At 62.8% G+C, this 25,721-nt stretch carries 23 protein-coding genes; 16 read left to right on the plus strand and 7 right to left on the minus strand.

Annotated elements, in window-relative coordinates; all coding sequences use genetic code 11:
* Nucleotides 1–139 precede the first annotated feature (139 nt).
* Both fabB and C6W91_RS05905 read left to right on the plus strand, forming a co-directional pair.
* Nucleotides 140–1,369, plus strand: a complete 1,230-nt coding sequence (gene fabB / locus C6W91_RS05900; protein WP_370570542.1) for a beta-ketoacyl-ACP synthase I — start codon at nt 140–142, stop codon at nt 1,367–1,369.
* Between the two features lie 7 nt (nt 1,370–1,376).
* Nucleotides 1,377–2,168 (plus strand): enoyl-ACP reductase, encoded by a 792-nt coding sequence (locus C6W91_RS05905; RefSeq protein ID WP_065272315.1) that lies wholly within the window; start codon nt 1,377–1,379, stop codon nt 2,166–2,168.
* Nucleotides 2,169–2,260: 92 nt separating this feature from the next.
* On the opposite strand, the gene C6W91_RS05910 is transcribed toward C6W91_RS05905, so the two are convergent.
* From C6W91_RS05910 to C6W91_RS05920, 3 genes are all read right to left on the minus strand, one after another.
* Complete coding sequence (locus tag C6W91_RS05910) at nt 2,261–2,872, minus strand: hypothetical protein (protein WP_065272314.1); 612 nt, start codon at nt 2,870–2,872, stop codon at nt 2,261–2,263.
* Nucleotides 2,873–2,936: 64 nt separating this feature from the next.
* Complete coding sequence (locus C6W91_RS05915; RefSeq protein WP_370570543.1) at nt 2,937–4,004, minus strand: NAD(P)H-dependent flavin oxidoreductase; 1,068 nt, start codon at nt 4,002–4,004, stop codon at nt 2,937–2,939.
* Between the two features lie 342 nt (nt 4,005–4,346).
* Nucleotides 4,347–4,775, minus strand: a complete 429-nt coding sequence (locus C6W91_RS05920; protein ID WP_065272312.1) for a peptidylprolyl isomerase — start codon at nt 4,773–4,775, stop codon at nt 4,347–4,349.
* A gap of 197 nt (nt 4,776–4,972) precedes the next feature.
* Between C6W91_RS05920 and C6W91_RS05925 the strand changes: the two genes are divergently transcribed.
* The 10 genes from C6W91_RS05925 (at nt 4,973) to C6W91_RS05970 (ending at nt 14,605) form a co-directional block, all read left to right on the plus strand.
* Nucleotides 4,973–5,659, plus strand: a complete 687-nt coding sequence (locus C6W91_RS05925) for a haloacid dehalogenase type II (protein WP_370570544.1) — start codon at nt 4,973–4,975, stop codon at nt 5,657–5,659.
* A 32-nt stretch (nt 5,660–5,691) separates the two neighbouring features.
* Nucleotides 5,692–6,525, plus strand: a complete 834-nt coding sequence (locus C6W91_RS05930; RefSeq protein ID WP_370570545.1) for an alpha/beta fold hydrolase — start codon at nt 5,692–5,694, stop codon at nt 6,523–6,525.
* The gene (locus tag C6W91_RS05935) at nt 6,525–7,499 is read left to right on the plus strand and encodes a threonine/serine dehydratase (RefSeq protein WP_370570546.1); all 975 of its coding nucleotides are present in this window, start codon (nt 6,525–6,527) and stop codon (nt 7,497–7,499) included. Before C6W91_RS05930 ends, C6W91_RS05935 begins: the two co-directional genes overlap by 1 nt.
* Nucleotides 7,500–7,587: 88 nt before the next feature.
* Nucleotides 7,588–8,379 (plus strand): 3-oxoadipate enol-lactonase, encoded by a 792-nt coding sequence (gene pcaD / locus C6W91_RS05940; protein WP_370570548.1) that lies wholly within the window; start codon nt 7,588–7,590, stop codon nt 8,377–8,379.
* Nucleotides 8,372–9,082 carry an alpha/beta fold hydrolase gene (locus tag C6W91_RS05945; protein WP_370570549.1) on the plus strand — a complete coding sequence of 237 codons (711 nt, stop codon included), beginning with the start codon at nt 8,372–8,374 and terminating at the stop codon, nt 9,080–9,082. The genes pcaD and C6W91_RS05945 overlap by 8 nt, the downstream gene beginning before the upstream one ends.
* Before the next feature lies 1 nt (nt 9,083).
* On the plus strand, nt 9,084–10,424 hold the full coding sequence (locus C6W91_RS05950) for a lyase family protein (RefSeq protein ID WP_370570550.1): 1,341 nt from the start codon (nt 9,084–9,086) through the stop codon (nt 10,422–10,424).
* Nucleotides 10,425–10,529: 105 nt separating this feature from the next.
* On the plus strand, nt 10,530–11,729 hold the full coding sequence (locus C6W91_RS05955) for a TCR/Tet family MFS transporter (protein ID WP_370570551.1): 1,200 nt from the start codon (nt 10,530–10,532) through the stop codon (nt 11,727–11,729).
* Between the two features lie 106 nt (nt 11,730–11,835).
* A complete protein-coding gene (locus C6W91_RS05960) occupies nt 11,836–12,930 on the plus strand; it encodes a Zn-dependent alcohol dehydrogenase (protein WP_370570552.1) in 1,095 nt (364 codons plus the stop codon).
* Between the two features lie 29 nt (nt 12,931–12,959).
* Entirely contained in the window at nt 12,960–14,192 is a 1,233-nt protein-coding gene (locus tag C6W91_RS05965) for a mandelate racemase/muconate lactonizing enzyme family protein (protein WP_370570553.1), read from the plus strand.
* Between the two features lie 104 nt (nt 14,193–14,296).
* Nucleotides 14,297–14,605 (plus strand): metalloregulator ArsR/SmtB family transcription factor, encoded by a 309-nt coding sequence (locus C6W91_RS05970; RefSeq protein ID WP_335645308.1) that lies wholly within the window; start codon nt 14,297–14,299, stop codon nt 14,603–14,605.
* Between the two features lie 289 nt (nt 14,606–14,894).
* Here the strand turns inward: C6W91_RS05970 and C6W91_RS05975 are convergent, their stop codons facing one another.
* Nucleotides 14,895–15,743: a fumarylacetoacetate hydrolase family protein gene (locus tag C6W91_RS05975; RefSeq protein ID WP_274831555.1), complete on the minus strand. Its 849-nt coding sequence runs from the start codon at nt 15,741–15,743 to the stop codon at nt 14,895–14,897.
* Nucleotides 15,744–15,779: 36 nt separating this feature from the next.
* Nucleotides 15,780–18,776 (minus strand): ABC transporter transmembrane domain-containing protein, encoded by a 2,997-nt coding sequence (locus tag C6W91_RS05980; RefSeq protein ID WP_370570554.1) that lies wholly within the window; start codon nt 18,774–18,776, stop codon nt 15,780–15,782.
* Between the two features lie 242 nt (nt 18,777–19,018).
* Between C6W91_RS05980 and C6W91_RS05985 the strand changes: the two genes are divergently transcribed.
* Nucleotides 19,019–19,366 carry a DUF3307 domain-containing protein gene (locus C6W91_RS05985; RefSeq protein WP_065273682.1) on the plus strand — a complete coding sequence of 116 codons (348 nt, stop codon included), beginning with the start codon at nt 19,019–19,021 and terminating at the stop codon, nt 19,364–19,366.
* A gap of 12 nt (nt 19,367–19,378) precedes the next feature.
* On the opposite strand, the gene C6W91_RS05990 is transcribed toward C6W91_RS05985, so the two are convergent.
* Entirely contained in the window at nt 19,379–19,837 is a 459-nt protein-coding gene (locus C6W91_RS05990) for an Lrp/AsnC family transcriptional regulator (protein ID WP_274829522.1), read from the minus strand.
* 145 nt (nt 19,838–19,982) lie between these two features.
* Here C6W91_RS05990 and C6W91_RS05995 point away from each other — a divergent pair, with 145 nt between their 5' ends.
* Nucleotides 19,983–23,405 carry an indolepyruvate ferredoxin oxidoreductase family protein gene (locus tag C6W91_RS05995; protein ID WP_370570555.1) on the plus strand — a complete coding sequence of 1,141 codons (3,423 nt, stop codon included), beginning with the start codon at nt 19,983–19,985 and terminating at the stop codon, nt 23,403–23,405.
* Nucleotides 23,406–23,708: 303 nt separating this feature from the next.
* Nucleotides 23,709–24,146 (plus strand): response regulator, encoded by a 438-nt coding sequence (locus C6W91_RS06000; protein WP_065272300.1) that lies wholly within the window; start codon nt 23,709–23,711, stop codon nt 24,144–24,146.
* 25 nt (nt 24,147–24,171) lie between these two features.
* Here the strand turns inward: C6W91_RS06000 and C6W91_RS06005 are convergent, their stop codons facing one another.
* Nucleotides 24,172–24,837 (minus strand): TetR/AcrR family transcriptional regulator, encoded by a 666-nt coding sequence (locus C6W91_RS06005; protein WP_274837981.1) that lies wholly within the window; start codon nt 24,835–24,837, stop codon nt 24,172–24,174.
* 351 nt (nt 24,838–25,188) lie between these two features.
* Here C6W91_RS06005 and C6W91_RS06010 point away from each other — a divergent pair, with 351 nt between their 5' ends.
* Nucleotides 25,189–25,671: an N-acetyltransferase family protein gene (locus tag C6W91_RS06010; RefSeq protein WP_370570556.1), complete on the plus strand. Its 483-nt coding sequence runs from the start codon at nt 25,189–25,191 to the stop codon at nt 25,669–25,671.
* Nucleotides 25,672–25,721 lie beyond the last annotated feature (50 nt).

A 25,721-nucleotide genomic window follows, 5' to 3' on the forward strand; every position in this document is an offset into this window, starting at 1 on the left:
AGGTGTTTCTCTCTGCCATCGCGCTCGCGGCTCTCGTCATCTTTTGGTTATGAATCCTGACCCTAGCTCCCCCCCAACCCATCTTGCACCCACGCCCTGCACGGCCTAGTAAGACAAAAGCTATTAAGGGAGTGCACCTATGCGTCGCGTCGTCGTCACCGGTCTTGGCATCGTCTCCTCGATCGGCAACACAGCCGAAGAGGTTCTTGCATCGCTCAAGGCCGGGAAATCCGGTATCGTAGCCAGCCCCGAAATGGCCGAACACGGCTTTCGCAGCCAGGTGGCCGGCACGCTGAAAATCGATCCTGCCGAACATGTGGACAAGCGCACCCTGCGCTTCATGGGGCCGGGAGCCGCATATGCCCATATCGCCATGAGCCAGGCGATTGCCGATTCCGGCCTTTCCGAAGATCAGATCGTCAACGACCGCACCGGTCTCATTGCAGGGTCCGGCGGACCGTCGACCTCGTCCCTGCTGGCCGCGCATCAGACCGTTCTGAAAACCGGCGCGACCAAGCGGATCGGGCCGTTCGCGGTGCCGAAATGCATGTCGTCCACGATCTCCGCGAACCTGTCGACCGCGTTCAAGATCAAGGGCATCAACTATTCCATCACCTCGGCCTGCTCCACTTCGCTGCACTGCATCGGCAGCGCCGCCGAGCAGATCATGATGGGCAAGCAGGACGTGATGTTCGCAGGCGGCGCCGAAGAGCTGGACTGGACCCTGTCCTGCCTGTTCGACGCGATGGGCGCGATGTCTTCGAAATACAACGACACGCCCGAAAAGGCCTCGCGCGCCTTTGACCAGAACCGCGATGGTTTCGTGATCACCGGCGGCGGCGGCATCGTCGTGCTGGAAGATCTCGATCACGCGCTGGCCCGCGGCGCCAAGATCTATGCCGAGGTCACCGGTTTTGCCGCAACCTCGGACGGGCACGACATGGTTGCCCCCAGCGGTGAAGGCGGCGAGCGCGCCATGCGTCTGGCCCTGTCCACCCTGCCCGAGGGTCGCAAGGTCTCCTATATCAACGCCCATGGCACCTCGACCCCGGTCGGCGACCTCGGCGAAGTCGAAGCTGCCCGCCGCGTCTTTGGCGCAGGCCAGGTGCCGCCGATTTCCTCGACCAAGTCGATGACCGGCCACGCGCAGGGGGCTGCCGGAGCGATGGAGGCGATCTTCTGCCTTCTGATGCTGGAAAACGATTTCATCACCCCGTCGATCAACGTCGAAACCCTGTCCGAAGGCATTGAAGAGGGCGAAATCGCCACCTCCTATGTGGAGAACGCCGGTCTGGACAGCGTGATGACCAACAGTTTTGGGTTTGGGGGCACCAACGGCTCCATGGTTCTGAGCAAGTACAAGGGATAAGCGCGTCATGTCTGGAGTATTGACCGGCAAACGGGGCCTGATCATGGGCGTGGCCAACGAACGTTCCATCGCCTGGGGCATCGCCAAGGCGATGCACGAGGCCGGAGCCGAGCTGGCCTTCACCTATCAGGGTGAAGCCTTTGGCAAGCGGCTGGAACCGCTCGCGGCCTCTGTCGGCAGCGATTTCATGGTTGATGTGGATGTGACCGACGATGCCTCGCTCGACACCGCATTCGAACAGCTCGCAGCGCGCTGGCCGACGATCGATTTTGTGGTGCACGCGATTGCCTATTCGGACAAGACAGAGCTGACCGGCCGGTTCATCAACACCAGCCGTGCGAACTTCAAGAACTCCATGGATATCTCCGCCTATTCCTTCATCGAGGTGGCGCGCCGCGCCTATCCGATGATGGAGGAGAACGGTGGCACCCTGCTGACGCTGACCTATGGCGGCTCCAACCGGGTGACCCCGAACTACAACGTGATGGGCGTTGCCAAGGCCGCATTGGAAAGCGCCACCCGCTATCTGGCCAATGACCTTGGCCCCGATGGCATCCGCGTCAACGCGATCTCGCCCGGCCCGATGAAGACCCTCGCCGGCGCCGCTATTGGCGGGGCGCGCAAGACCTACAAGCACACCGAACAGAACGCGCCCTTGCGGTCAAACGCAACGCTTGAAGCTGTGGGCGGCACCGCCGTATATCTGGCCTCGGATGCGGGCGCCTATACAACGGGTGAGGTCATCCGTGTCGATGGTGGCTTTCATATTCTTGGTATGCCGCAGCAGGAAAACCTCTAAGTTTCCCACAAGCTGCATCCTTCAAAATGGAAAAACGGGCGCCCTCACCGGACGCCCGTTTTTCTTTTATGGCAGGCGCGATCCCAAACGGCTCACCCTCCGTCAGCCTCGTCCGGGCCATCCTTCTCTTGAACCTTACGGCGGGAGCGCGCCAATCCTGCCTCGAACCCCTCGCCATCTCCGAATTCGGAAAACTCGGCATAGCGCGCGTGGGCCCCTGCAACCCGCGCGGCATGCTTGATCGGGCACCAATAGGCTTCGGTGCGGCTGGCAACTTCACGCACCCAGGCGATCACCCCGTTGCAATACCCGCAGTAGATGCAATTCAGTTTCTGCACCCCGTTAAGATAGGCCAGATGGTGCCGGTCCATCCGGATAAAATCGCGCCTCGGCACCTTTGGGATGCCGTAAACCGGGAAACAGGCGGCCTGATAGACAAGCACGAAGAGGTCCAGCAGCACGAAGGGCACGATCAGCGCATAGATGAAAGGCGCGGTGATCAGCACCATAGGCCGTGTGTAGGCAAGAAAGCGTAGCCAGCGCACCCGCAAAGCCCGGTGACGACGGCGGGCCTCTTCCTCCCAGACGATGCGGCCGTTCTCCAGTTTGTACTGAAACGCGGCGCGCTTGTCGGCAATTTCGTCCTCCAGCTCGTCCTGCAGCTCCCGCATCCGGGCCAGCAGATCCTCCATTCGCGTGCTCATCTCATACCCTCCATCTGCTCGTTACACCGGCGCGCGGACCGCGCTCTGTTGCGCCCTCGCGGAACTATGCCGTGGCCACCCGCCATTCGGCAATCAGCGCTGCCATGATATCCGACGCCGAACCGCTGCGGACGCGCGGCGCGCCTTGGCCTGCCCATTGCGCGCCAAACCCGGAGGCCCCGGCAGATTTGGCAACCGCATTCAGCGCCTTTCCCGCATCATAGGCGATCGGATAGTCCGGAACAGCCGCGTCTGCGTGCTCTGCCGCCCATGCGGTGAAATCGTTGGCGAGGCAACGGGCCGGGCGGCCTGAAATCGCTGCTGTCATCTGCGTGGCCTCTGCCGCTTTCGAATGCAGCCGGGCGCGGTACGCACCATCTGCCAGGCTTTCGCTACAATCGATGAAGGCGGTGCCCAGCTGCGCCGCCGAGGCTCCCAAACGCAGCGCCGCTGCGATATCGCCCCCCGTCATCAGCCCGCCTGCTGTCACCACCGGCAGGTCAACCTCCGCCACCAGCAGCCGCGTCAGATCAAGGGCACTCAACCTTTCATCCGGGGCCGCGGGGTCGAAGATGCCGCGATGACCGCCCGCCTCCCAGCCCTGGGCCACCACCGCCTGCACCCCGGCGTCGCGGATCGCACGCGCTTCCGCCAACGATGTGGCACTCGCCATCAGAAAGATTCCCGCCTCTTTCAGTGCCAGCATCAAATCCGGCGCAGGCAGGCCGAAATGAAAGCTGACCACCGCCGGGCGCTCTGCCAGCAGCATCTTCTGCATGTCCCTGTCCACCACAAAGCTGGTATATATTTCGCTCAAGGCCGCGGGCGGCACTGCATCGAACCGGGCAAAGACCGGGGCGAGCAGATCCAGCCAGGCCGCCTCCCGCGCCGGATCCGGCACAGCGGGCTGGTGGCAGAAAACATTGACGTTGAATGGCCGCGCAGTCAGCGCCCGCGTCTGCTGGATCATCTCCCGCGCTTGCGCCACTCCAGAGGCGCCGATGCCCAGCGCGCCAAGCCCGCCTGCATTGCTGACCGCCGCCGCCATGGCAGGAGAGCTGACCCCCGCCATCGGCGCCTGAAAGATCGGCACCTCAAGGTCCAGTGCCCGGATAAGCTCCGTTGCAGCCATGCCATATGTCTCCCTGTTTTGCCCCTCGGCCAGCAAAGCCGCAGTTTCATGCCCATGCAAGTAGAGAAAGCGAAACGCCCATCCCCCCTTTGGCCGGAGCCGGGTCAAGGGCGGCGCAGCCGCCGCACCCTAGGTGCGGCTTGCCCTTGAGGCGGCTCTGGCCGCACACAAACTGGCTCTGGCGCCCAAAGGAGGGGCAAAGCCCTCCCTTTGGCGCCTCTCAGCCGTCCTTCGCGCCGCGCAGCGGCGCCACTCCGACGGAACGGGCCCAACGGAAAAGGCCGGATCTGGGATCCGGCCTTTTCGGGCGGGAGAACCCCGCCTTGCAGAATAATTCGCAGATCAGTTAATCGACACCAGCTCGATATCGAAAATCAAATCCTTGCCCGCCAGCGGATGGTTGGCATCAAGCGTAACCGTCGCTTCGTCCGCTTCGACCACGGTTACCGGCAGGACCTGGCCTTCCGGGGTCTGCATCTGCAGCTGCGTGCCCGGCTCCAGCGGAATGTCATCCGGAATACCTTCGCGCGGGATCGCCTGACGTGCGTCAGGGTTGGACGGACCGTATGCGTCATCACAGGCGATCTCGAGCGTCTTCTTGTCGCCCGCGACCATGCCCGGCAGACCGGCATCCATGCCGCCGATCACGTGACCGGCGCCAACGGTGAACTCCAGCGGATCACGCCCTTCGGAGCTGTCAAAGACGGTCCCATCCGTCAGTCGGCCCGTGTAGTGGATGCGCACGGTGTCGCCATTCTTTACCTCGGTCATGTGACCTCCAGTTCGTGTTCAGAATCTAAAGGGCCGGACCCTACAGGACCTGTTTGTGATGTAAACCCACGGCCCGGACCGCAGCAGAGACAATATTTGACCGCCATCCGGGCACCCTCGCGCAATTGTGACAGGTACAACTTCCCGCTTTGTTCCAAGCTGCCTCCTATGACAAAGTCGCGGCAACGGAGGATCTCATGCCCATCACCACCTGTGTATTCGACGCCTATGGCACCCTGTTCGATGTTGCCGCCGCCGCCCGGCAGGCCGCGGCCGAGCCGGACTTCCCGCAGCTTCAGGGCACATGGGCAACCCTCGCCGCCAACTGGCGCCAGAAGCAGATCCAATATACCTGGCTGCGTGCGGTGACAGGCGCCCATACCGATTTCTGGGAGGTCACCCAGAACGGGCTGGACTGGTCGCTGGAGGCCGGCGGTCTGGCCGGAGATGACGCCCTGCGCGAGCGTCTGCTGGCGCTCTACTGGGAACTTCAAGCCTACCCCGAGGTGCCCGCCATGCTCACCGCGCTGAAAGAGGCCGGTTTCAACACGGCCATCCTGTCCAACGGCTCGCCCGGGATGCTTGAAGGATGCGTGCAATCCGCCGGAGTGGGCGCGGTTCTGGACGATCTCCTGTCGGTCGAAAGCGTCGGCGTCTTCAAGCCGCATTCCAGCGTCTACGATCTGGTCGGCAAACGCTTTGACTGCGCTTCGTCCGAGGTGCTCTTCGTCTCCTCCAACGGCTGGGACGCCGCAGCAGCCAGCGGCTACGGCTTCGAAACCGTCTGGGTTAACCGCGCCGGAGAGCCGATGGACCGCCTGCCCTGGACGCCGCAGCACGTGCTGAATGATCTCACCACGATCCCGGACATCGCCAAGGGCTGATCCCCTCAATCCCAAAGGAGCACTTCGCACCGATGCCATTTTTCACCACTTCGGATGGGCTGTCGCTCCACTACACCGACAGCGCGCAGGGTCAGGCCCTGCCGCTGATCTGCCTGCCGGGCCTTACCCGCGATGGGCAGGACTTTCGGTATTTTGCACCACATGGCGCACGCTACCGGATGATCACGCTGGACGCGCGCGGGCGCGGGCAATCGGACCCCGACCCTAAGATCGCCAATTACAACGTCATGCGCGAGGCGCAGGATGTGACCGAACTGATGGATCACCTGGGCCTGGAACAGGCGGCGATCCTCGGCACCTCACGTGGGGGAATGGTGGCCATGGTGCTGGCCGCCACCGCAAAGGACCGCCTTAGCGCCGTGGTGCTGAACGATGTGGGACCGGAAATCCCTCAAGGTGGCATTGCCCGCATCATGGAATACGTCGGTCGCCGCCCCGCTGCAAAAACCTATGATAAGGCTGCGCAAACTCTGGCGGCTTTGATGGCACCCGCCTTCCCCGACGTGCCGCCCGCCCGCTGGCGTGAAGAGGTGGAGGTCTTCTACGACGAAACGCCGGAGGGCCTTTCCCTGCGCTATGATCCACGCCTGCGCGATGCGCTGCTTGAGCAGGCCAAGGCTGGCCCGCCCCCCGATCTTTGGCCGCTGTTCATGGCGCTTGAAGGGCTGCCCTGCGGCGTGATCCGGGGCGCCAATTCCGATGTGCTTAGCCATGAGACCTATCTTGAAATGCAGCGCCGCCTGCCTGCCTTGCAGGCGGTAGAGCTGGACAATCGCGGCCATGTCCCGTTTCTGGACGAACCGGCTGCCCTCACCCTTATTCATTCCGTATTGGACCAGATTTGATGACTTCCATTTCCATGATCGAAGCCGCTGCCCGGCGGCTTGACGGCCACGCCCGCAAGACACCGCTGCTCTCCTCGCCCTTCCTCGACGAGGTTGCGGGCCGTCGCCTGCTGGTCAAACCCGAGTGTCTGCAACACACTGGATCGTTCAAGTTCCGGGGCGGCTGGGCAGCGCTCTCGGCAATGGACGAGGACACCCGCAAACGTGGCGTTTTGGCCTATTCCAGTGGCAATCATGCGCAGGGTGTCGCAGCCGCCGCGCAGGCCCATGGCGTCCCTGCCGTTATCATCATGCCCTCTGATGCGCCGCAGCTGAAGATCGACAATACCCGCGCCCTTGGCGCCGAGGTAGTTCTTTATGACCGTGCAGGTGAAAGCCGCGAAGAGATCGGCGCGCATTACGAGAAGACCCGCGGCCTGACGCTGGTCAAACCCTACGACGACCCGCAGGTGATCGCGGGTCAGGGCACCGTTGGTCTGGAGATCGCCGAGCAGGCCGCTGCCGAAGGCGTCACCTCGGGCGATGTGCTGGTCTGCTGCGGTGGCGGCGGTCTGACCGGCGGCGTGGCGCTGGCGCTGGAGGCCCGCGCGCCCGGCCTGCGGGTACGTCCCGCCGAACCCGAAGGCTTTGATGACGTGGCCCGGTCACTCTCAAGCGGGCAGGTCGAAAGCAATCCCGCCACCTCCGGCTCCATCTGCGATGCTATCCTGACGCCTGCACCGGGGGAAATCACCTTTCCCATCCTGTCGCGCCTTTGCGGCCCCGGCATTGTCATCACCGAGGACGAAGCCCTGCGCGCCATGGCGCTGGCCTTCCTGCGGCTGAAGATCGTTGTCGAGCCGGGCGGCGCTGCTGCCCTTGCCGCGGCACTGTTCCACGGGGATGAGATCCAAGGCGATGCGGTGATCGCCGTGGCCACCGGCGGCAATGTGGATCCCGCGATGTTCATCCGCGCACTGGAGCAGCACGCCTAAGGCGGCACCCGTCCCTCCCCGACCTTTGCTTTACCTTCCCGTGCCTTCGCGGATATGGTGCGCCGCAAACGTGACGGGGAGAGATATCATGCAAATCGCGGATCTGGGCGATGTCCAGCTGCACTACCGTGTCGACGGCGATCCGGACGGCGCGCCCATCGTTTTTGCCAACTCTCTAGGCACCGACCTCAGGGTCTGGGACGCGGTGGTCGAACGCCTGCCTGCGGGTCTGAAGGTGATCCGCTATGACAAGCGCGGCCACGGGCTGTCCTCGGTGCCGCCCGCCCCTTATTCCATGGGCGCACTGGTGCGCGATGCCGAGCGGCTCCTGGATCATCTCAATGTGCGCGATTGCGTTTTTGTGGGCCTGTCCATCGGCGGCATGATCGCCCAGGGGCTGGCGGTCAAACGCCTCGATCAGGTGCGCGCGCTGGTGCTGTCGAACACCGCCGCCAAGATCGGCACCGCCGAGATGTGGCAGGAGCGGATCAAGGCGGTCGAGGAACAGGGCATCGAACCCATGGCCGACAACGTGATGGAGCGCTGGTTCGGCAAGGATTTCCGCGCCACGCCCGAACTCACCCTCTGGCGCAACATGCTGGTGCAGCAATCGCGCGCGGGCTATGCGGGCTGCTGCGCCGCCATCGCGGGCACCGATTTCTACACCCCCACCAGCGGCTTGCGCCTGCCCTGCCTTGGCTTTGCCGGGGCTGAGGATGGCTCTACCCCGCCCGATCTGGTGCGCGAAACCGTCGATCTGATCCCCGGATCGCAATTCCACCTGATCCGCCGCGCGGGCCACATCCCTTGCGTCGAAAAGCCCGATGAATACACCGAACGGCTGACCACCTTCCTCAAGGAGATCGGACACATTGGCTGACTTTCTGCTGATCCACGGATCCTGCCACGGCGCCTGGTGCTGGCGCGATCTGATCCCGGCGCTTGAGGCGCGCGGCCATACCGCCCGCGCCATCGACCTGCCCGGCCACAACGACGGGCGCGACCTGACCAGCGTCACGCTGGAGGAAACCGCCGAGGCAATCCTGATGAACGCGGGGCCGGACACCATCGTGCTGGGCCATTCCTGGGCGGGTTTTCCGATCTCGGCCGCCGCAGAAAAGGACCCCAGCCGCCAGCGCGGGCTGATCTATCTCTGCGCCTATGTGCCAGTCTCGGGCCTTTCCATGATCGACATGCGCAAGCGCGGCCCGCGCCAGACGCTGGCCCATGCGGCGATCAAAGACGAAGCTAGCAACAGCTACACAGTAGACCCGGCCGAGGTGCCGCGCCTGTTCTACCACGACTGCCCGCAAGAGGCGGTGGATTATGCGCTGGAGCGTCTCTGCCCGCAGGCGATCCGTCCGCAGGACACGCCGCTGACCCTGGGCGCCAACTGGGACGGTACGCCCAAGGCCTATATCCGCTGTGCAAATGACCAGACCATTCCGCCGGAATATCAGGCCGATATGGTCAAGGACTGGCCCAAGGGCAGCGTGCATGTGATGCAGACCTCTCATTCCCCGTTCTTCGCCGCGCCGGATGCGCTGGCGGATCTGCTCACCCAGATCGAAAAGGATCTCTGACATGGCCGGATCGGTCTTTGACAGCCAGCTTTATGGCGATCTTTTCCCGGCGGGCGATGCTGCGCGCCTGTTCAGCGACAGCGCCGAAATCCGCGCCATGCTGCTGGTCGAGGGTGCGCTGGCCAAGGCCCAGGGCGCGGCGGGCGTAATCCCCGCCGACAGCGCCGCCGCCATCCAGCGAGCGGTGATGGAAGTCGCTTTGGATCCCGGTGCGCTGCGCAAGGCGACCGGACAGAACGGCGTGCCGGTGCCCGCGCTGGTCGCCGCCCTCCGCAGCGAGATGAACGCGCCGGAACATGCGCAATACGTGCATTGGGGTGCCACCTCGCAGGATATCATGGACACCGGCCTGATGCTGCGACTGCGGCAGGTTCTAACGGCGGTTGAAACCGATTTGAAAGCAGCGCTGACGGCACTGGCCCGGCTGGCCAAAGACCATGCCGAGCTGCCGATGCCCGCCCGCACCTATGGCCAGCATGCCACCCCGACCAGTTTTGGCGCCGTGGTCTCCGCCTGGGGGGCGCCACTGATCGCGCTTCTTGAAGAGCTGCCCACCTTGCGCCAGTCTTGCCTGCTGGTCTCACTCTCTGGTGCTGCCGGAACCGCCGGGGCGCTGGGGCCCGAGGCGCCGCAGATCCGCACTGCCCTAGCCGAAGGCCTGTCTCTGGGCGATCCCGGACGCAGCTGGCACAGCGACCGCACCCCGGTGCTGCGCCTCACTGACTGGCTGGTGCGGGTGAACCTTGCGCTTGGCAAGATGGGCGAGGATTGCATCGCGCTGGTGCAGACCGGCATTCAGGAAATCCGCCTTGGCGGAGCGGGCGCCTCATCGACCATGCCGCAGAAACAGAACCCGGTTGCGCCTTCGGCGCTGGTGGCGCTGGCGCGGCAGGGATCGGGGCTTCTATCGGTCCTGCACGGCGCCGCCATGCAGCAGCATCAGCGCGACGGTGCCGCCTGGTTCACCGAATGGATGTGCCTGCCACAGATCGTGCTGGGCACCGCAAGCGCCGCCGCCATGGCCAAGGATCTGAGCGCTGGGATCACCCCCAACGCCGATGCCATGGGCGCTGCACTCGCCAGCGGCCTGGACATGATCCACGCCGAGGCGCTGAGCTTTAACCTCGCCGCCACAATGCCCCGACCGGAGGCGCAGGCCGCCGTGAAAAAGCTCTGCCTGGAGGCCAACGAGACCGCAACGCCACTCAGCACCCTTGCAGCGCGCACCTTTGCCGATCTGGATACTGAGGCGCTGTTTGATCCAGCCCGGCAACTGGGACATGCCCCGGCGGAAGCCTTGCGTTTTGCCGAAAAAGCCGCCGAAATCTGCAGCGAGACTTAACCGGCAAAGAGACATCAGAATGCGGCGCAGGAAAGACGGTTTGGCAGAGGCTGTGCCCGCGTTCATGAAACGCAGGCACAACAGACGCGGGGCGGTGCCCTTCTGATGCGCCTGCCGCTGGTCTTTGTTCTGCTGACCGTGATGATCGACGCCATGGGCATCGGTCTGATCATGCCGATCATGCCCAGCCTGATTGTCGAGGTGCAGGGCGGATCGCTGGCAGATGCGGCCATCTGGGGCGGCGTTCTCAGCACCGTCTTTGCCGTGATGCAATTCCTGTTCAGCCCGGTGCTGGGGTCCCTGTCAGATGCCATTGGCCGCCGTCCGGTGTTGCTGGTGTCACTCTTCGTGATGGCGCTGGATTATCTGGTGATGGCATTGGCCGGGTCGCTGTGGCTGCTGCTGGCGGGGCGTCTTATCGGCGGTATCACCGCCGCCACCCATTCCACCGCAGGCGCCTATATCGCCGATATCTCGAAGCCGCATGAAAAGGCTGCGAATTTTGGCCTCTTGGGCGCGGGCTTTGGCGCTGGTTTCGTGCTGGGTCCGCTGATTGGTGGTCTGCTTGGCGAGATGGGCACCCGGGCACCCTTTTATGCCGCCGCCGCCCTGTCGGCGCTGAACTTTGCCCTTGGCTGGTTCGTGATGCGGGAAACGGTCACCGACAAGACCCGCCGCGCCTTTGACTGGCGCCGCGCCAACCCCTTTGGCGCCTTTCGCGCCATGGCCCGCATTCCTGGTATTGCCAACCTTCTGTGGGTTTATTTCCTCTATTCCGTGGCGATCTACGTTTACCCGTCGATCTGGTCCTATTTCACCGCCGAACGGTTTGGCTGGGACACCAAGGTCATCGGCGTGTCACTGGCCATCTACGGCGTCTCGATGGCGCTGGTGCAGGGCTGGCTTTTGCGCCACTGCGTGCGCTGGTTCGGCGAGCGACGCACCGTGCTTTGGGGGCAGATCTTCGACTTTGTCGCCTTTGGCATTCTCGCCTTCATCACCAGCGGGTCGCTGGCGCTTGCGCTGATCCCGGTCTCGGCCCTTGGCGCGGTGGTGCAGCCCGCATTGCAGGGGATCATGTCCCGCGCGGTGGACGACAACCAACAGGGGGAGCTACAGGGGGTGATGACCGCCGTGCACGCCCTGTCGATGATCATCTCTCCGATGATGATGACGCTAACCTTTGCCCATTTCACCCGCGCCGAGGCCGCCATCTACCTGCCGGGGGCGCCGTTCCTGCTGGCGCTGGTACTGATGCTGGGTGGGTGTCTGCTGTTCTTGCGCGCCAGCCGTTCCCCTACGTAAACGTGCAATCTCCCCTTCAACTCTCCTCTTGCGACAATCAACCGTCCGGGTCACCGTGCGGAAAATGCACGGTCTAAAAAACACGGGCCAACGGGGAGAACGCACCATGCAAACCATCAAAGCCGCCGTCTGCCACGCCTTCGGCAGTCCGCTTGTGATCGAGGAGATTCAGCTGGCCGCCCCGCGCATGGGCGAGGTCGAGGTGACGCTGGATGCGGTGGCCATCTGCCACAGCGATATTTCCTATGCCGAAGGCGCCTGGGGTGGTCACCTGCCTGCCGTCTATGGCCACGAGGCGGCCGGAACGATCAGCGCGGTTGGCGGCGGCGTCAACGGATTTGAAGAGGGAGACAGCGTTGTCGTCACCCTGATTCGCGCCTGCGGCACCTGCCCCAGCTGCGCAGGAGGCAAGCCGACGATCTGCGAAACGCCCTATGACGGGGTCAAAAACGGCCCCCTCGCCACCGCCGATGGCGGCCCGCTGGAACAAGCCATGGCTTGCGGTGCCTTCGCCGAAAAGGTGGTGGTCGATCAGCGCCAGATCGTGAAGATCCCCGACACCATGGCCAAGGATGTCGCCTCGCTGATTTCCTGCGGGGTGATCACCGGCGTTGGTGCCGCGGTCAATGCCGCCGGTCTGCGCCCTGGGCAGGACGTGGTGGTAATCGGCGCTGGCGGCGTTGGCCTCAACGCCATTCAGGGCGCCCGTATCGCAGGCGCCCGCCGCATTGTCGCCGTCGACATGAGCGAGGAAAAGCTGGAGGTTGCCAAGGAATTCGGCGCCACCCACGGGGTGCTCGGCAGCCAGGCCTCACCCTGGCGCGCCGCTTACAAAGCGCTTGGCGGCAAGGGGGCCGATGCGGTGCTGGTCACTGTAGGCGCCATCCCCGCCTATGATCAGGCCGTGCGCTATCTGGGAAGGGGCGGCAAGGCGGTGATGATCGGCATGCCGCATTCCGGCCAAAAGGCGGAATACGAGCCCGTCGTAATGGCCGCCATCGGTCAGGGCATGGTCGGCTCCAAGATGGGCGATGTGGTGATCCAGCGCGATATCCCCTGGATGATCGACCTTTACGATCAGGGGCGGCTCAAACTGGACGAGCTGATCTCCGGCCGCTGGCGCCTTGACCAGATCAACGAGGCCATCGCCGATACCAAGACCGGCTCAGCCCGGCGCAACGTCATCCTCTTCAACCACTAACGGCTGCCGCAGCCCAAAGGAGCCCTCCCATGAAGCTGCAGAACCTCGACATCATCGTCACCGCACCGCCTGCCCCGGGTTGGGGTGGACGCTATTGGATCCTCGTTAAGGTCACCACAGACACCGGGGTCACCGGCTGGGGCGAATGCTATGCCGCCTCGATCGGGCCGGACGCCATGACCCATGTGATCCGCGATGTCTTTGACCGGCATATGGCGGGCGAGAATCCGGAAAACATCGAGCTGATGTTCCGCCGCGCCTATTCCTCGGGTTTTACCCAGCGTCCCGATCTGACGGTCATGGGGGCCTTTTCCGGCTTGGAAATCGCCTGCTGGGACATTCTGGGCAAGGACAGGGACCGCCCGGTGCACGCACTGCTCGGCGGGCGGATGAACGATCGCATCCGCGCCTATACCTATCTTTATCCGCTGCCCCATCACGACATCGCCGCCTTCTGGACCTCGCCCGATATGGCCGCCGAAAGCGCCACCGAAATGGTGCTGAGGGGCTATACGGCGGTGAAATTCGACCCCGCAGGCCCCTATACGATGCGCGGCGGCCATATGCCCGCGATGCGCGACATCAGCCAGTCGGTCGCCTTTTGCAAGGCGATCCGGGAGGCGGTCGGCGACCGTGCGGATCTGCTGTTCGGCACCCATGGCCAGTTCTCGACCGCAGGCGCCGTACGGCTGGGCCAGGCGCTGGAGCCCTATGCGCCGCTGTGGTTCGAAGAACCCACCCCCCCTGACAATATCGAGGACATGGCCCGCGTCGCCCGGCAGGTGCGCATCCCGGTTGCCACCGGCGAGCGGCTGACCACCAAGGCCGAGTTTGGCGCGGTGTTGCGTGCGGGCGCTGCCGAGATCCTGCAACCGGCGCTGGGACGGGCCGGCGGCATCTGGGAGATGAAGAAGGTTGCCGCCATAGCCGAGGCCTTCAACGCGCAGATGGCGCCGCATCTTTATGCTGGGCCGGTGGAATGGGCCGCGAATATCCATCTGGCGGCCTCGATTCCGAATATCCTGATGGCCGAAACCATCGAAACCCCCTTCCACGACGCCCTGATCAAAGGAGCGATCCGCGTCGAAGAAGGCTTCATCCGGCCGCCCGAGGCCCCCGGTCTGGGCATCGAGGTGGACGAGGACCTGGCCCGCGCCAATCCCTTTACGGGTGATGATCTGCACCTCAACATGCAAGAGGCGCCCTGCGACTATGCCAAGGGAAATTCCTTTGCCGGAGGCGCCCCGCCGCTGCCCGAGTGACTCTGTTTCATCGGTGCTTGTGCAACAGGGACAAAATGGGGCATTATACGGTCCATCATTTATCGCAGGACCCCGGACACGTGACCATTCAGCATCCCGATACGATGTCGCCGGATACCCCGATCGACATGGCCCAGCGCGCCGCCGATGCCGCGTCTTTCCTCAAGACGCTGGCCCATGAAGGGCGGTTGATGATCCTGTGCCATCTCGGCACCGGTGAGAAATCCGTCGGCGAATTGGAAGCGCTGCTGAATATGCGCCAGGCCGCCGTCAGCCAGATGCTGGCGCGACTGCGCGACGAGGGGCTGGTCGAAACCCGCCGCGACGGCAAGACGATCTTCTATTCCCTGAAAGACCGGAACACCGAAGAGATCATCGCGCTGCTCTACCGCCAGTTCTGCGGCCCGGAATAAGCACCCACTGCGCCCGGCACCGAGCGGCCCACAGACGTCTCCAGTCCAAGACTACACCGGATCAAACCCGCTGGGTTTGAGACCCACGGCACCTGACCCCGTTCGACAAGGACGCGGGTGCTCCCGTGCCTGTCAGGTCCCTTGCCTGCGGCAAAGCCCCAGACACGCTTTGGGCGTGGCGCGGCTTCGCCGCGCCACGCCCAACTGGCACAGGGCATTCCCTGAATGGCCGAAGCCAGGCGGGAGTGCCCCGCCTGCCTTTCAATGGTGGTTTTTCAGAACGCCCGGATCAGTCGTCCGCACGCACGGTCTGCCGTTGACGGCCCAGACCTTCGATTTCCAGCTCCATCACGTCACCCGGTTTCAGATAGATCGGATCAGGCTTGATCCCCATGCCGACGCCCGGCGGGGTTCCTGTCGCGATCACATCGCCCGGATGCAGGGTCATCAACTGGCTGAGGTGGGCAATGATTTCCGCCACCGAGAAGATCATCTTGCCGGTGGTGCCACTTTGCATGCGCTGACCGTTCACATCGCAGGACAGCGACAGGTTCTGCGGATCGGCAACCTCGTCCCGGCTCACCAGCCAGGGACCGATCGGACCAAAGGTGTCGCAGCTTTTTCCCTTGGTCCATTGTCCGGTCAGCTTGATCTGGAAATCCCGCTCAGAGACATCGTTGACCACGCAATACCCGGCCACATAATCCAGCGCGTCTTCTTCGCTCACGTATTTGGCGGTCTTGCCGATCACCACGCCCAGTTCGACCTCCCAGTCGCCAGCGACCGAGCCGCGCGGCAGCACCACATCGTCATTGGGCCCAACAATGGCCGAGGTCGCTTTCATGAACAGGATCGGATGTTCCGGGATCGACATCCCGGCCTCTTCGGCGTGGTCCGAATAGTTGAGACCAATGCAGAGGAACTTGCCCACGCCGCCGACGCAGGGCGCCAGGTCCACATTGCCTTCGACCACGGGTAGGGCCGCCACATCCAGTGCCGCCAGCTTCGCCAGGGCGGCATCATCCAGGGTTGCGCCTGTGATATCCTCTACATGATCCGACAGATCGCGGACCGTTCCATCGGCCGCCAGCATCCCCGGACGCACAGTGTCTCCCACGCGATATCGCAGCAGTTTCATTCTATTCTTCCCGTCTTGTTGGTTGTCTTCGTCAGATCAGCTCGACACGTAGCCGGCCACCACCTGCAACAGCTTAAAGGCCGTCGCGGCGTCGTTTTCCACCACGGCGAGGAACTCTTCCTCGCCGATACGCAGACAGGTCAGATCCGTCTGCGCGATCATGCTGAGCGCACGGGGCTCCTTGCGGATCAGCCCCAGTTCCCCGACCAGCCGCCCCGGGCCAACCGTGGCAATCAACCGGTCCTCTTCGCCATCCTGTGGCAGGAACAGCCCCGCTTCGCCTTCGGTGATCATATAGGCACCGTCGCTGGCATCGTCGTCTTTCAAAAAAACCGCATCGCCCGCCTTGGCCTCGTACCAGCGCGCGCCAAAGGCCAGCAGCCGCAGCTGGCGCCGGTTGAGACCTGAGAAAAGCTCGGATTGTTCCAGCGCCCGCAGTTTGCGCGCCAGATCTTGGCTGGCGGCGCTGTCGGCCACGGCGACCTCCTGCATCTGGTCGCTGACCAGCCGCCCCTGGCGCAACTGGTAGAAAACATCGAAGACTTCGGAGCGTTCGAAATCGCTGTCGAGATAGACCAGCGTCGTCTCCGGCAACAGCTTGCGCAGGTTCTTGTGCACCGAAACGCGGGTTTCCAGATCGTAACTCGCCAGCGCCGATTCCAGGATCAGGATATCGGGCCGTTTGATCGTCGCACGGGCAAAGGCCAGCGGTTCGGCAAAACTGGCAGGCAAGCCCTGCCCGCCCAGCGCCACCGGCAGATCAAAGATCAGTTCGACCACCATGTTGCGGGTGCCATTTTCCACCAGCACGTCCGACACCAGCTTGCGCAGCTCGTCGCCTCGGGCGCCCGCAGTGTCGGAGATCTTGCCGAACATGGCGTTCTCCATCACCGTCAGACCGGGAGCAAAGCTGCTGTCGTCGATACGGACAAAGATGTCCTCAAGCGTTTCCATCAGCTCGTCCGCGTGGCTGCGGCGGAACTGCAGGATGCGGTCCTGCATTTCCTGACTGAAGGCCGGGCCGATCTGCTCGGCCGAGATGCTGAAGGGCACGATCAGCATCTGTGCCAGCTCGTCCCGGTCCAGCGCATCGACGCCCTTGCTGCGGGTCTTGTCCACCAGCGCCAGCGCCGCCTCATAGGCCGACGGTTCCAGCCCCAGTTTGCGGAACAGCGGATGGCCGGTACCATCGATACCAAAGATCTGCCGCAGCATGTCCACCACGTCCTGTGTCAGCGTCACAAGGTCGGTGTCCAGCTTCAGCTCGCGCAGCCGGTCCAGAAAATTGACGTGGCGTTTCAGCACCGCTTCGGTGATCGGCTCGCGCAGGGTGGCATACAGCAGGTTTTCCGCCACCGGCAGCGCCGGGTTATAGCGGTCGGGCGCAAAGAAATGCGCTTGCGCCTCCAGTCCAGCCTTTTCAATGGCCGCCTGCACCTTGGGCCGCAGATCGATCAGGCTGGCGGTCAGGCGCGGATGCGCGTTGCTGTCGAATTTCTGGTCCATGCCGCGCCGAAACAGGGCGGTATCGGTGCCGATGCCCGACACCAGCTGCACCCACCAGTCGCGCAATTCCGCCTCGGTCGAGAACCCCGCAAGCGATGGGTCCAGCCAGGCCGCATCGTAGGGGTCGGGACTGTTGCCCGCCCTCAACGCCGCATCCAGCTGCAACATGTCTCGGGCCTCACCCTGCGGGCGCTGCCGCATCGGCATCATGACGTTGTCCCCGAAAGAGCCCCGAAACAGAACCGGCCGCGAGGTCGCATGACCGATGCGCGAAGCAACGATGGCCTGATGCACCTCGCGCAGATCAAAGGTTGCGACCGTCACGGCGCCCGCCGCAGGCAGCACTTCACGGGTCAGCAATTCGGCCATGGCGCGGCGGTCTTCCTCGGAGGGGGCAGCAATGCCGATGACCTTTCCGGCGGGCAGCGTGGCGGTCAGATCCTCCAGCACGAGATTGCCATCGGCATCGCGCACGCTGACGTCTTTCAGCTCGATATCGCCCTTGAGGCGCGGAATATCGTCAGGTTCGCCGGTCATCAGCGCTTCATCGACCATGCCCGGCGGCGCGAAACGTTCCAGGATCACCTCCCAGCGCAGCGACATGTCCTGCGTCTGGTTGTAATATGTCAGCAGTTCCTTCCAGGGCGAGGCGATATCCTTGTACGCCGCCAGCGCCGCCACCAGCGCGCCCAGTGATACCTTGCCCTGCAGCACCAGGAAGCCGCCCACGGCGTAAAAGAAGAATGGCGTCAGCTGGGTGATGAAGTTGTTGAGGAACTTCATGAAGAATTTTTTCTGGTAGATATCGAAACGGATATCATAAAGCCGCCCCAGCCGGTCGGTGATCACCGCCATCCGGTAGCGCCAGCCGCCATTGATGCGCAGCGTGGCGGCACCTGCTGCGCTTTCGCCGATTTCCGAGGCCAGCGCCCGCACCTCTTTGATGCGCTCCTTGTTCAGAAGGTTGATGCGCCGCTGCAGCATCGGGATCAACCAACCCTGAAGCGGGATCAGTGCCACGGCGGCCAGACCGAACCAGAAGCTTTGCACAAACAGGAAATAGAGGATGGTCAGCATCTGCCCGGCCTGCAACACCGGCTGGCTGACGGCATCGCCCATCAGACCGCCCATCGGCTCGGATTCCGATGTCACCATCGACACCAGTTCGCCCTGGCTGACCCGTTCGAAATAGGGCTGCGGGAACCGCAAAACGCGGGCGATCAGCTGATAGCGGAACCGGCGCAGCATCCGTTCGGCCAGAACCCCCTTCATGGTGTTGATGCGCATTTTCAGCAGACCGTGCATCAGCACCGACACCAGAAAGGCCACGCAAAGGATCCACAGGAAAGTCAGCTTGTCGAAGGAATACCCCAACACCGCAATCGTGTCGGTCTCGGCACCAATCGCATCGTTGATGATACGCTTGGGCAGTTCCAGCGTCAGGTACAAAAGCGGAAACAGGCAGGCCGTGACCACCAGAAGCACGAGCTGATCACGTTTGGAATACTTCCAGATAAAACGGAACAAAGAACGTTCTATGAGACAGCTCCGGATAGGCGTCTGAAATTCGGTACAACATATGCCTAGCGCGGTTTACCTGTGACAGGCAATGGCAACTGCACCAAAGCCCGTTTTGGCCTGTCGTCGCGGCACAAGGGCACGCAGCATTTGCCATGGCCGCAAAAAAACGTAAGGTTCCCGGACAGTATAGATGACAGGGGACTGTTTTGCCGGAGCATACCGGAACATTATTGCTGCTGCTCTGCCTGATGCAGGTCAAACATATGTTCGCAGATTTCTTTCTGCAGACACCAAAGATGCTGTCGGGCCGCGGCGAATACCTGCACAGCGGTCGTGCGCAGCATGCCGGAGTTCACACGCTGGGTTCCATTCTGGTCTTCGTGCTGATGGGCGCGCCCGTCCTGTTCATCCTGATCACCTGCGTGCTGGAATGGATCGTGCATTTCAACATCGATTACTGCAAGGCGCGCTATTCCGACAGCAAGAAACTGACGCCGCAACAGGCGGCTTTCTGGCGCGCTGCCGGTACCGATCAGGCGCTGCACCAGCTGACCTATATCGCCATGGCCGCCGCCTGGCTGAAATACGCGACCTAGGGCACAACCTGCCTAAGGGACAACCGGTCTGTCCCGCTTGATCGTGCGCAGGACCACGTTGGTCTGGGCGCTGGCCACCGCAGGCAGGCGGAACAGGAACTCCTCCAGAAACCGGTTATAGGCCTCCAGATCCGGCGCCAGAACCCGCAGGTGATAATCCGACTGGCCGGTGGTCGCAAAACACTCCTGCACCAGCGAATTGTTCTCAACCGCGCGGATGAACTCCTTCAGCTTTTCCGGATCATGCCGCGTCAGCTGCACATGCACCATGGCGTGAAAGCCAAGCCCCATGGCCGCCGCATTCACCACCGCGCCATAGCGTTCGATCACACCGGCCTCTTCCAGCGCGCGCACCCGCCGCCACAGGGCAGAAGGAGACATGCCTACCGTCTCGGCCAGATCCGCATTGGAAATACGCGAATCCTCCTGCAACAGGGTCAATATACGGCGGTCGCGGTCGTCCAGCTTCATTGTAACGGTTATCCAGTTCAAAATAGCGATCAACACCGGTTAATTTATCCACAAATCACCAAAACACCAGTAGATGTGGCAAAATTTTCCGCCCTAAATGGATTATCCTTTCGCGATCACAGACTACCCGCGCGAGGACTCCCCGATGACCAAGCTGAGCCACGACTTCCGCAGCTACCAGCTCGATGACCGTTACGAGATGACCAAGGGCCGCGTGTTCCTCACCGGCACGCAGGCGTTGGCGCGGATCATGCTGGACCAGTCCCGCCGCGATCAGAACGCCGGGATGAACACCGCCGGTTTCGTCTCGGGCTATCGCGGCTCGCCGCTGGGGGCCGTGGACCTGGAGTTCTGGCGCTCGCGCAAGCGGATGGAAGAGGCCAAGGTCAAATTCATGCCCGCCGTGAACGAGGATCTGGGCGCCACCGCCGTTCTGGGCGCGCAGCAGGCGGTTCTGGATCCCCATTGCGAGGTCGAGGGCGTCTTTTCCATGTGGTACGGCAAGGGGCCGGGCGTCGACCGTTCTGGCGATGCACTGAAGCATGGCAACGCCTATGGATCGTCCGAAAAGGGCGGCGTGCTGGTGGTTGCGGGCGACGACCACGGCTGCGTCAGCTCCTCGATGCCGCACCAGTCGGACGTCGCCTTCATGGCCTGGTTCATGCCGGTTCTGAACCCGGCTGATGTCTCCGAATTCCTGACATTTGGCGAATACGGCTTTGCCCTGTCGCGCTATTCCGGCACTTGGGTCGGCTTCAAGGCCGTGTCGGAAACCGTCGAAAGCGCGCGGTCCGTGGAATTGCAGCCGGACCGTGAATTTGTTCTGCCCGAGCTGCCGCCCTACCCCGGCGGGCTGCACATCCGCCGCGCCGATCTGCCCTCGCCCGAGATCGAGACCCGCATACAGGCCAAGATCAAGGCGGTGCGCACCTTTGCCGAGGCCAACCCGATCGACCGGCGCATCTATGACGTCGAGGATGCCAAGTTCGGTTTCGTCACCACCGGCAAGGGGCATCTCGACCTGGTGGAGGCACTGCGCCTTCTGGGTCTGGATGAGGCCGCCTGTCGTCGGCTGGGTATCGACATCTACAAGGTCGGCATGGTCTGGCCGCTGGCCCGCCCCGAGGCGCTGCGCTTTGTGAACGGCAAGGAAGAGGTACTGGTCGTCGAGGAAAAACGCGGCATCATCGAAAGCCAGTTCAAGGAATATTTCTACGACTGGCCCGGCGACAAGCCCAAGAAAATGGTCGGCAAATACGACAGCAAGGGCGAGCCGCTGATCCCATGGACCGGGGAACTCAGCCCGCTGCAACTGGCACCCATCGTGGCCGCGCGGCTTGATGCGTTCTTCCCTGAGGAAGGTCTGCCCGCCAAGGCCGCCGCGCTGACCGCTGAGCCGCCCAAGCTGATCAACGTGCCCGGCGCCACCCGCACGCCCTATTTCTGCTCGGGCTGCCCGCACAACACCTCGACCAAGCTGCCCGAGGGCTCCAAGGCATTCTCCGGCATCGGCTGCCATGTGATGGCCAGCTGGATGGACCGCGAAACCGCAGGCTATGCCCAGATGGGCGGTGAAGGTGTGCCCTGGGCCGTTGCCTCGCAGTTCAACGGGAACAAGCACGTGTTCCAGAACCTGGGCGAGGGCACCTGGTATCACTCGGGCAGCCTTGCCATCAGGCAAGCGGTCGCGGCGAAAACCAATATCACCTACAAGATCCTCTATAACGATGCGGTCGCCATGACCGGTGGTCAGCCGGTGGACGGGCCGGTCAGCGTTTCGGGCATCGCCCAGACCTGCCGCGCCGAAGGGGTGGACCGCATCGCGCTGGTCTCGGACGACATCGGTAAGTTCAGCCGCGCCGATTTTCCGGCAGGCACATCGTTCCACGACCGGGAAGAAATGGACGCGGTACAGCGTGAACTGCGTGAAATCCCCGGCGTCACCGTGCTGATCTATGAACAAACCTGCGCCACCGAGAAACGCCGCCGCCGCAAGCGCGGCAAGATGGAAGACCCCAAGAAATTCGCCTTCATCAACGATCTGGTCTGCGAAGGCTGCGGCGATTGTTCGGTGGAATCCAACTGTCTCAGCGTGGAGCCGAAAGAGACGCCCTTTGGACGCAAGCGCAAGATCAACCTCTCCTCCTGCAACAAGGATTTCTCTTGCCTCAACGGCTTTTGCCCCAGCTTTGTCACCGTTGAAGGTGGCGAGCGGCGCAAGAAGCAGCCCGCCGGTCTGGATGCAGACCAGCTGGTGGCCCGCCTGCCCGCCCCGGACCTTCCCTCCCTCGCCGAGCCGTTCGATCTGCTCGTCACCGGGGTGGGCGGCACAGGCGTTGTCACCGTCGGCGCGCTGATCACCATGGCCGCGCACCTTGAGGGCAAGGGATCGAGCGTGCTGGACTTCACCGGCTTTGCGCAGAAATTCGGCACCGTTCTCAGCTATATCCGCCTGTCAAACGCGCCCGAAACGCTGAACCAGGTGCGTATCGATCAGGCCGCTGCCGATGCGGTCATTGGCTGCGATGTGGTGGTGTCCTCCGCCCCCAAGGCCTCGGCCCATTATCGCGCGGGCACCAAGGTGGTGCTGAACCGCGCCGAGATGCCCACGGGCGATCTGGTGCTGCGCCGCGATGCCGACCTGATGACAGGCCTGCGCGAAAAGGAGATCGAAGCGGTGGTTGGCGCCCAGAACCTGTCGGGCTTCAACGCCAACGAGGCGGCCGAGGCGCTGCTTGGCGATGCGGTTCTGGCCAATGTGATGATGCTCGGCTTTGCCTGGCAGAAGGGGCTGGTGCCGGTCAGCGGGTCGGCCCTGTCACAAGCCATCGAACTCAACGGTGTGGCCATCGATAAGAACCACCTCGCCTTTGCCATTGGCCGCGCCATGGCGGTTGATCCCGGTCTCGTCAGCCAGCTCTACGACGAAACCCCGGACCAAGGGGAAACGCTGCAGCAGATGATCGATCGCCGCGCCGCCTTCCTGACCGAATATCAGGACGCGGCCTACGCAGAGCGGTATCGCGAAACGCTGGTGTCGTTGCGCAGCGCCCTGCCCACCGAAGCGCAGGACGAACTGATCGAGAAGGCCGCGAAATCCCTGTTCAAACTGATGGCCTACAAGGACGAATATGAGGTCGCGCGTCTGCTGACCGCAGACAGCTTCAAGGAGCAGATCGCGGAGGAATTCGATGGCAACTATTCAGTCAAATACCATCTCGCGCCGCCTCTGCTGGCGCGCGGCAAGGACAGCCGGGGCCGCCCGAAGAAAAGCGCCTTTGGCGCCTGGCTACGCCCGGCTCTGTCGGTGATGGCCAAGGCCAAGGGCCTGCGTGGCAGCGCGTTCAACCCCTTTGGCTATCACGCCGAGGCCCGCCTGCACCGCGACCTTCTGGACTGGTACGAGGCGGCGATGACCAAGGTCGCACGTGCCTATGGCGCGGACCGGCACGACACCTGCGCCGACATCCTGGCAGCACCGATGGAGATCCGGGGCTATGGCCCAGTCCGCATGGAGGCCGCCGCCAAGGTGCGCCAAGAGGTCGACCAACAGCTCGGCCAGCTCTGAGCGCCGTCTCTCCCGATCAAGGGCGCGCGTGCCTCTGCGCAGCGCGCCCTTTTTTGATCCAAAACTCTTGCTTATCCAGCACAGCTTTCCACTGCCCCGGATTGAAAACGCCTCTCCCATCGGGCTGCACAGTGCGACCGATTGCGGCCAGTGCCGGATTGGCAATTGTAAAAGTAGCCACAGAAATGCATAATTTTCGAACGATGGGTGACTTCGTTCCGATAAGGATGCAACGCGCCTTGGGAAACCGGCCAAGCAGTGCCGGGACACGCACACCAGACGGTTCGGAAAGGGCCTGCCTGTATGCCAACTGAAATGAACATCCTTCTGGTCGAAGACAGCGACCTGGATGCGATGATCCTGGAACGTACTCTGAAACGGCTTGATCTTCCGGCAACCGTCGTGCGGGCGCGTGACGGCGTCGAAGCACTGGATATCCTGGCGGGCACAGCCCCGGGGATATCAATCGAAAGCCCGTTCCTTATCCTGCTGGATATCAACATGCCGCGCATGAACGGCCATGATTTTCTGAGCGCCCTGCGCGCCAACCCGGACACGGCAGATCAGATCGTCTTCATGTTCACCACATCAGACAATCACGCGGACATTGCCGAAGCTTATAAGCACAATGTCAGCGGATATTTCATCAAACCCCAGGGTGCGGCCGAGCTGAAGACGCTACTGACCTCTCTTTTCCGGTTTTGGGAGATTTGTCAGCCGCCGGTGCCCAGCCCCGCCTAGGCGATGGTCGCCAGACCCGGTCGTCTCAGACGTCCCAGTATCTTTCCGTGTAGATGGCGAATTCTTCCAGCTCCTCCGGCAGGGGTTCTTTGCCGGTGAAGACCCGCAGGTAATGGGGCGTCATCTGCAACCGTTCCTTATGGCTCTCGTTCGGCTCCGCCATGTCATAGCCAAGCTGCATGTAGTAAAGAACCTTGGCCCGGGTCTTTGCCTCCAGCTCCGGATAGCCATAGCGGGAGAACATGTCGCTAAGCGCTTTCACCCGCCGTGCATCGGAACGGTCCAGCAGGCTGCGCACCTTGCCCGAGCGCCGCGCCCAGTCCCGCACCGCGAAATCGAGCGCGGTATTGAACAGATCCGGGTTGGCAATGCAGTGAAAGACGTTCAGCACCGCGCCCGTGATCGCGGCGGCAGGGGCTTCGGTCTGGGCAACCATCGCGGCGGTATTGGTCTGCTCCCACGTCTGCAACAGCGCATCCAGAAGATCCTGCCGCGATTTGAAATACCAGTAGAAGGAGGAACGCGACACGCCCATGCGCTCAGCCAGGGCCAGCACCTTGACCTGCTCAACCCCGTGGCTGATCAGCACATCCATCGCCACATTCAGCCAGTCGGCCCGGGTAACCTTGACATTGCCGGTCAGGGGTTCGGCGGTGGGATCATCCCGGTGCAGGATCGGTTTGGGGGGCATGGACAGAACACCTCGTGACGTGCGCCAATCAGGGCACCAAACATCCTGCGGCGCCCACCGCGCCTTGTCCACCGCATTTGACGGTGTTGCGACATTTGTCTCAGTTTAAGGCCAGGGCACCTGGACTCTCGAAATCGTGTCAGTCCATCGCGCGGGCCCGCACCGCCCGCGAACAAACGGTCATTGAGCACCCACATTATGTATGCGAGCCTTCACCCTGGGACGGTTTCGAAGGTGACATGAAATGAGCAATGCCTGCACAGTGAGATGCCGCGAGAACATCCGCGGTCATGCCATCTGCCACCGCAAGGGAAACGAGAATACCCGCCCGATTGCCTTGGAGAAAAACCAATGAGCGTGACAGTCCGAGCGTTCAGGGCAGAAGATGCAGAGGCATTCCGCACTCTTCACCGGGCCTGCCTCGCGTATTACCAGATTGCCCCGGCCACCCATGATCAGGAGGAGCGGGTGCTTTCACTGCTCCGCGCCGAAAGGCACATGGCGTGCCATCTGGCCTTTGATGGCACCCAGCCCGTCGGGTTCGCCACATGGGGACTAAGCTTCCCGGCCGGCCCGGGCATATCATTGGTCATGAAAGAGCTGTTTGTTTCTCCGACCGCACGACAGAAAGGTGTCGGAAAAGCATTGTTATCCGCCCTCATCGATGTGGCACGTCGCGAGGGCTGCACACGTTTTGACTGGGCCACAGACGGCACCAACGGTGGCGCACAACGATTTTATGAGGCGCTTGCAGCACCGAAAATGACCAAGCAGAGTTATCGCGTAGCCGAAACGGAATTTGACGCCTTTCAAGCCCGAATTGAGCCCAAGTAGCGCCTGATTAAATCCTGATATTGGCTCCGAACTCGGGCTGTCAGGACGTG

Source organism: Phaeobacter sp. SYSU ZJ3003, assembly GCF_041300735.1.
Lineage (GTDB): Bacteria > Pseudomonadota > Alphaproteobacteria > Rhodobacterales > Rhodobacteraceae > Phycobacter > Phycobacter gallaeciensis_A.

Coding starts and splice junctions, on each gene's coding strand:
- C6W91_RS06000 (WP_065272300.1), top strand. CDS start 23,709: ATGCCAACTGAAATGAACATCCTTCTGGTCGAAGACAGCGACCTGGAT.
- C6W91_RS05960 (WP_370570552.1), top strand. CDS start 11,836: ATGCAAACCATCAAAGCCGCCGTCTGCCACGCCTTCGGCAGTCCGCTT.
- C6W91_RS05905 (WP_065272315.1), top strand. CDS start 1,377: ATGTCTGGAGTATTGACCGGCAAACGGGGCCTGATCATGGGCGTGGCC.
- C6W91_RS05965 (WP_370570553.1), top strand. CDS start 12,960: ATGAAGCTGCAGAACCTCGACATCATCGTCACCGCACCGCCTGCCCCG.
- C6W91_RS05910 (WP_065272314.1), bottom strand. CDS start 2,872: ATGAGCACGCGAATGGAGGATCTGCTGGCCCGGATGCGGGAGCTGCAG.
- C6W91_RS05995 (WP_370570555.1), top strand. CDS start 19,983: ATGACCAAGCTGAGCCACGACTTCCGCAGCTACCAGCTCGATGACCGT.
- C6W91_RS05985 (WP_065273682.1), top strand. CDS start 19,019: ATGCAGGTCAAACATATGTTCGCAGATTTCTTTCTGCAGACACCAAAG.
- pcaD (WP_370570548.1), top strand. CDS start 7,588: ATGCAAATCGCGGATCTGGGCGATGTCCAGCTGCACTACCGTGTCGAC.
- fabB (WP_370570542.1), top strand. CDS start 140: ATGCGTCGCGTCGTCGTCACCGGTCTTGGCATCGTCTCCTCGATCGGC.
- C6W91_RS05990 (WP_274829522.1), bottom strand. CDS start 19,837: ATGAAGCTGGACGACCGCGACCGCCGTATATTGACCCTGTTGCAGGAG.
- C6W91_RS05955 (WP_370570551.1), top strand. CDS start 10,530: ATGCGCCTGCCGCTGGTCTTTGTTCTGCTGACCGTGATGATCGACGCC.
- C6W91_RS05920 (WP_065272312.1), bottom strand. CDS start 4,775: ATGACCGAGGTAAAGAATGGCGACACCGTGCGCATCCACTACACGGGC.
- C6W91_RS05970 (WP_335645308.1), top strand. CDS start 14,297: ATGTCGCCGGATACCCCGATCGACATGGCCCAGCGCGCCGCCGATGCC.
- C6W91_RS05930 (WP_370570545.1), top strand. CDS start 5,692: ATGCCATTTTTCACCACTTCGGATGGGCTGTCGCTCCACTACACCGAC.
- C6W91_RS05925 (WP_370570544.1), top strand. CDS start 4,973: ATGCCCATCACCACCTGTGTATTCGACGCCTATGGCACCCTGTTCGAT.
- C6W91_RS05935 (WP_370570546.1), top strand. CDS start 6,525: ATGACTTCCATTTCCATGATCGAAGCCGCTGCCCGGCGGCTTGACGGC.
- C6W91_RS05915 (WP_370570543.1), bottom strand. CDS start 4,004: ATGGCTGCAACGGAGCTTATCCGGGCACTGGACCTTGAGGTGCCGATC.
- C6W91_RS06005 (WP_274837981.1), bottom strand. CDS start 24,837: ATGCCCCCCAAACCGATCCTGCACCGGGATGATCCCACCGCCGAACCC.
- C6W91_RS05950 (WP_370570550.1), top strand. CDS start 9,084: ATGGCCGGATCGGTCTTTGACAGCCAGCTTTATGGCGATCTTTTCCCG.
- C6W91_RS06010 (WP_370570556.1), top strand. CDS start 25,189: ATGAGCGTGACAGTCCGAGCGTTCAGGGCAGAAGATGCAGAGGCATTC.
- C6W91_RS05975 (WP_274831555.1), bottom strand. CDS start 15,743: ATGAAACTGCTGCGATATCGCGTGGGAGACACTGTGCGTCCGGGGATG.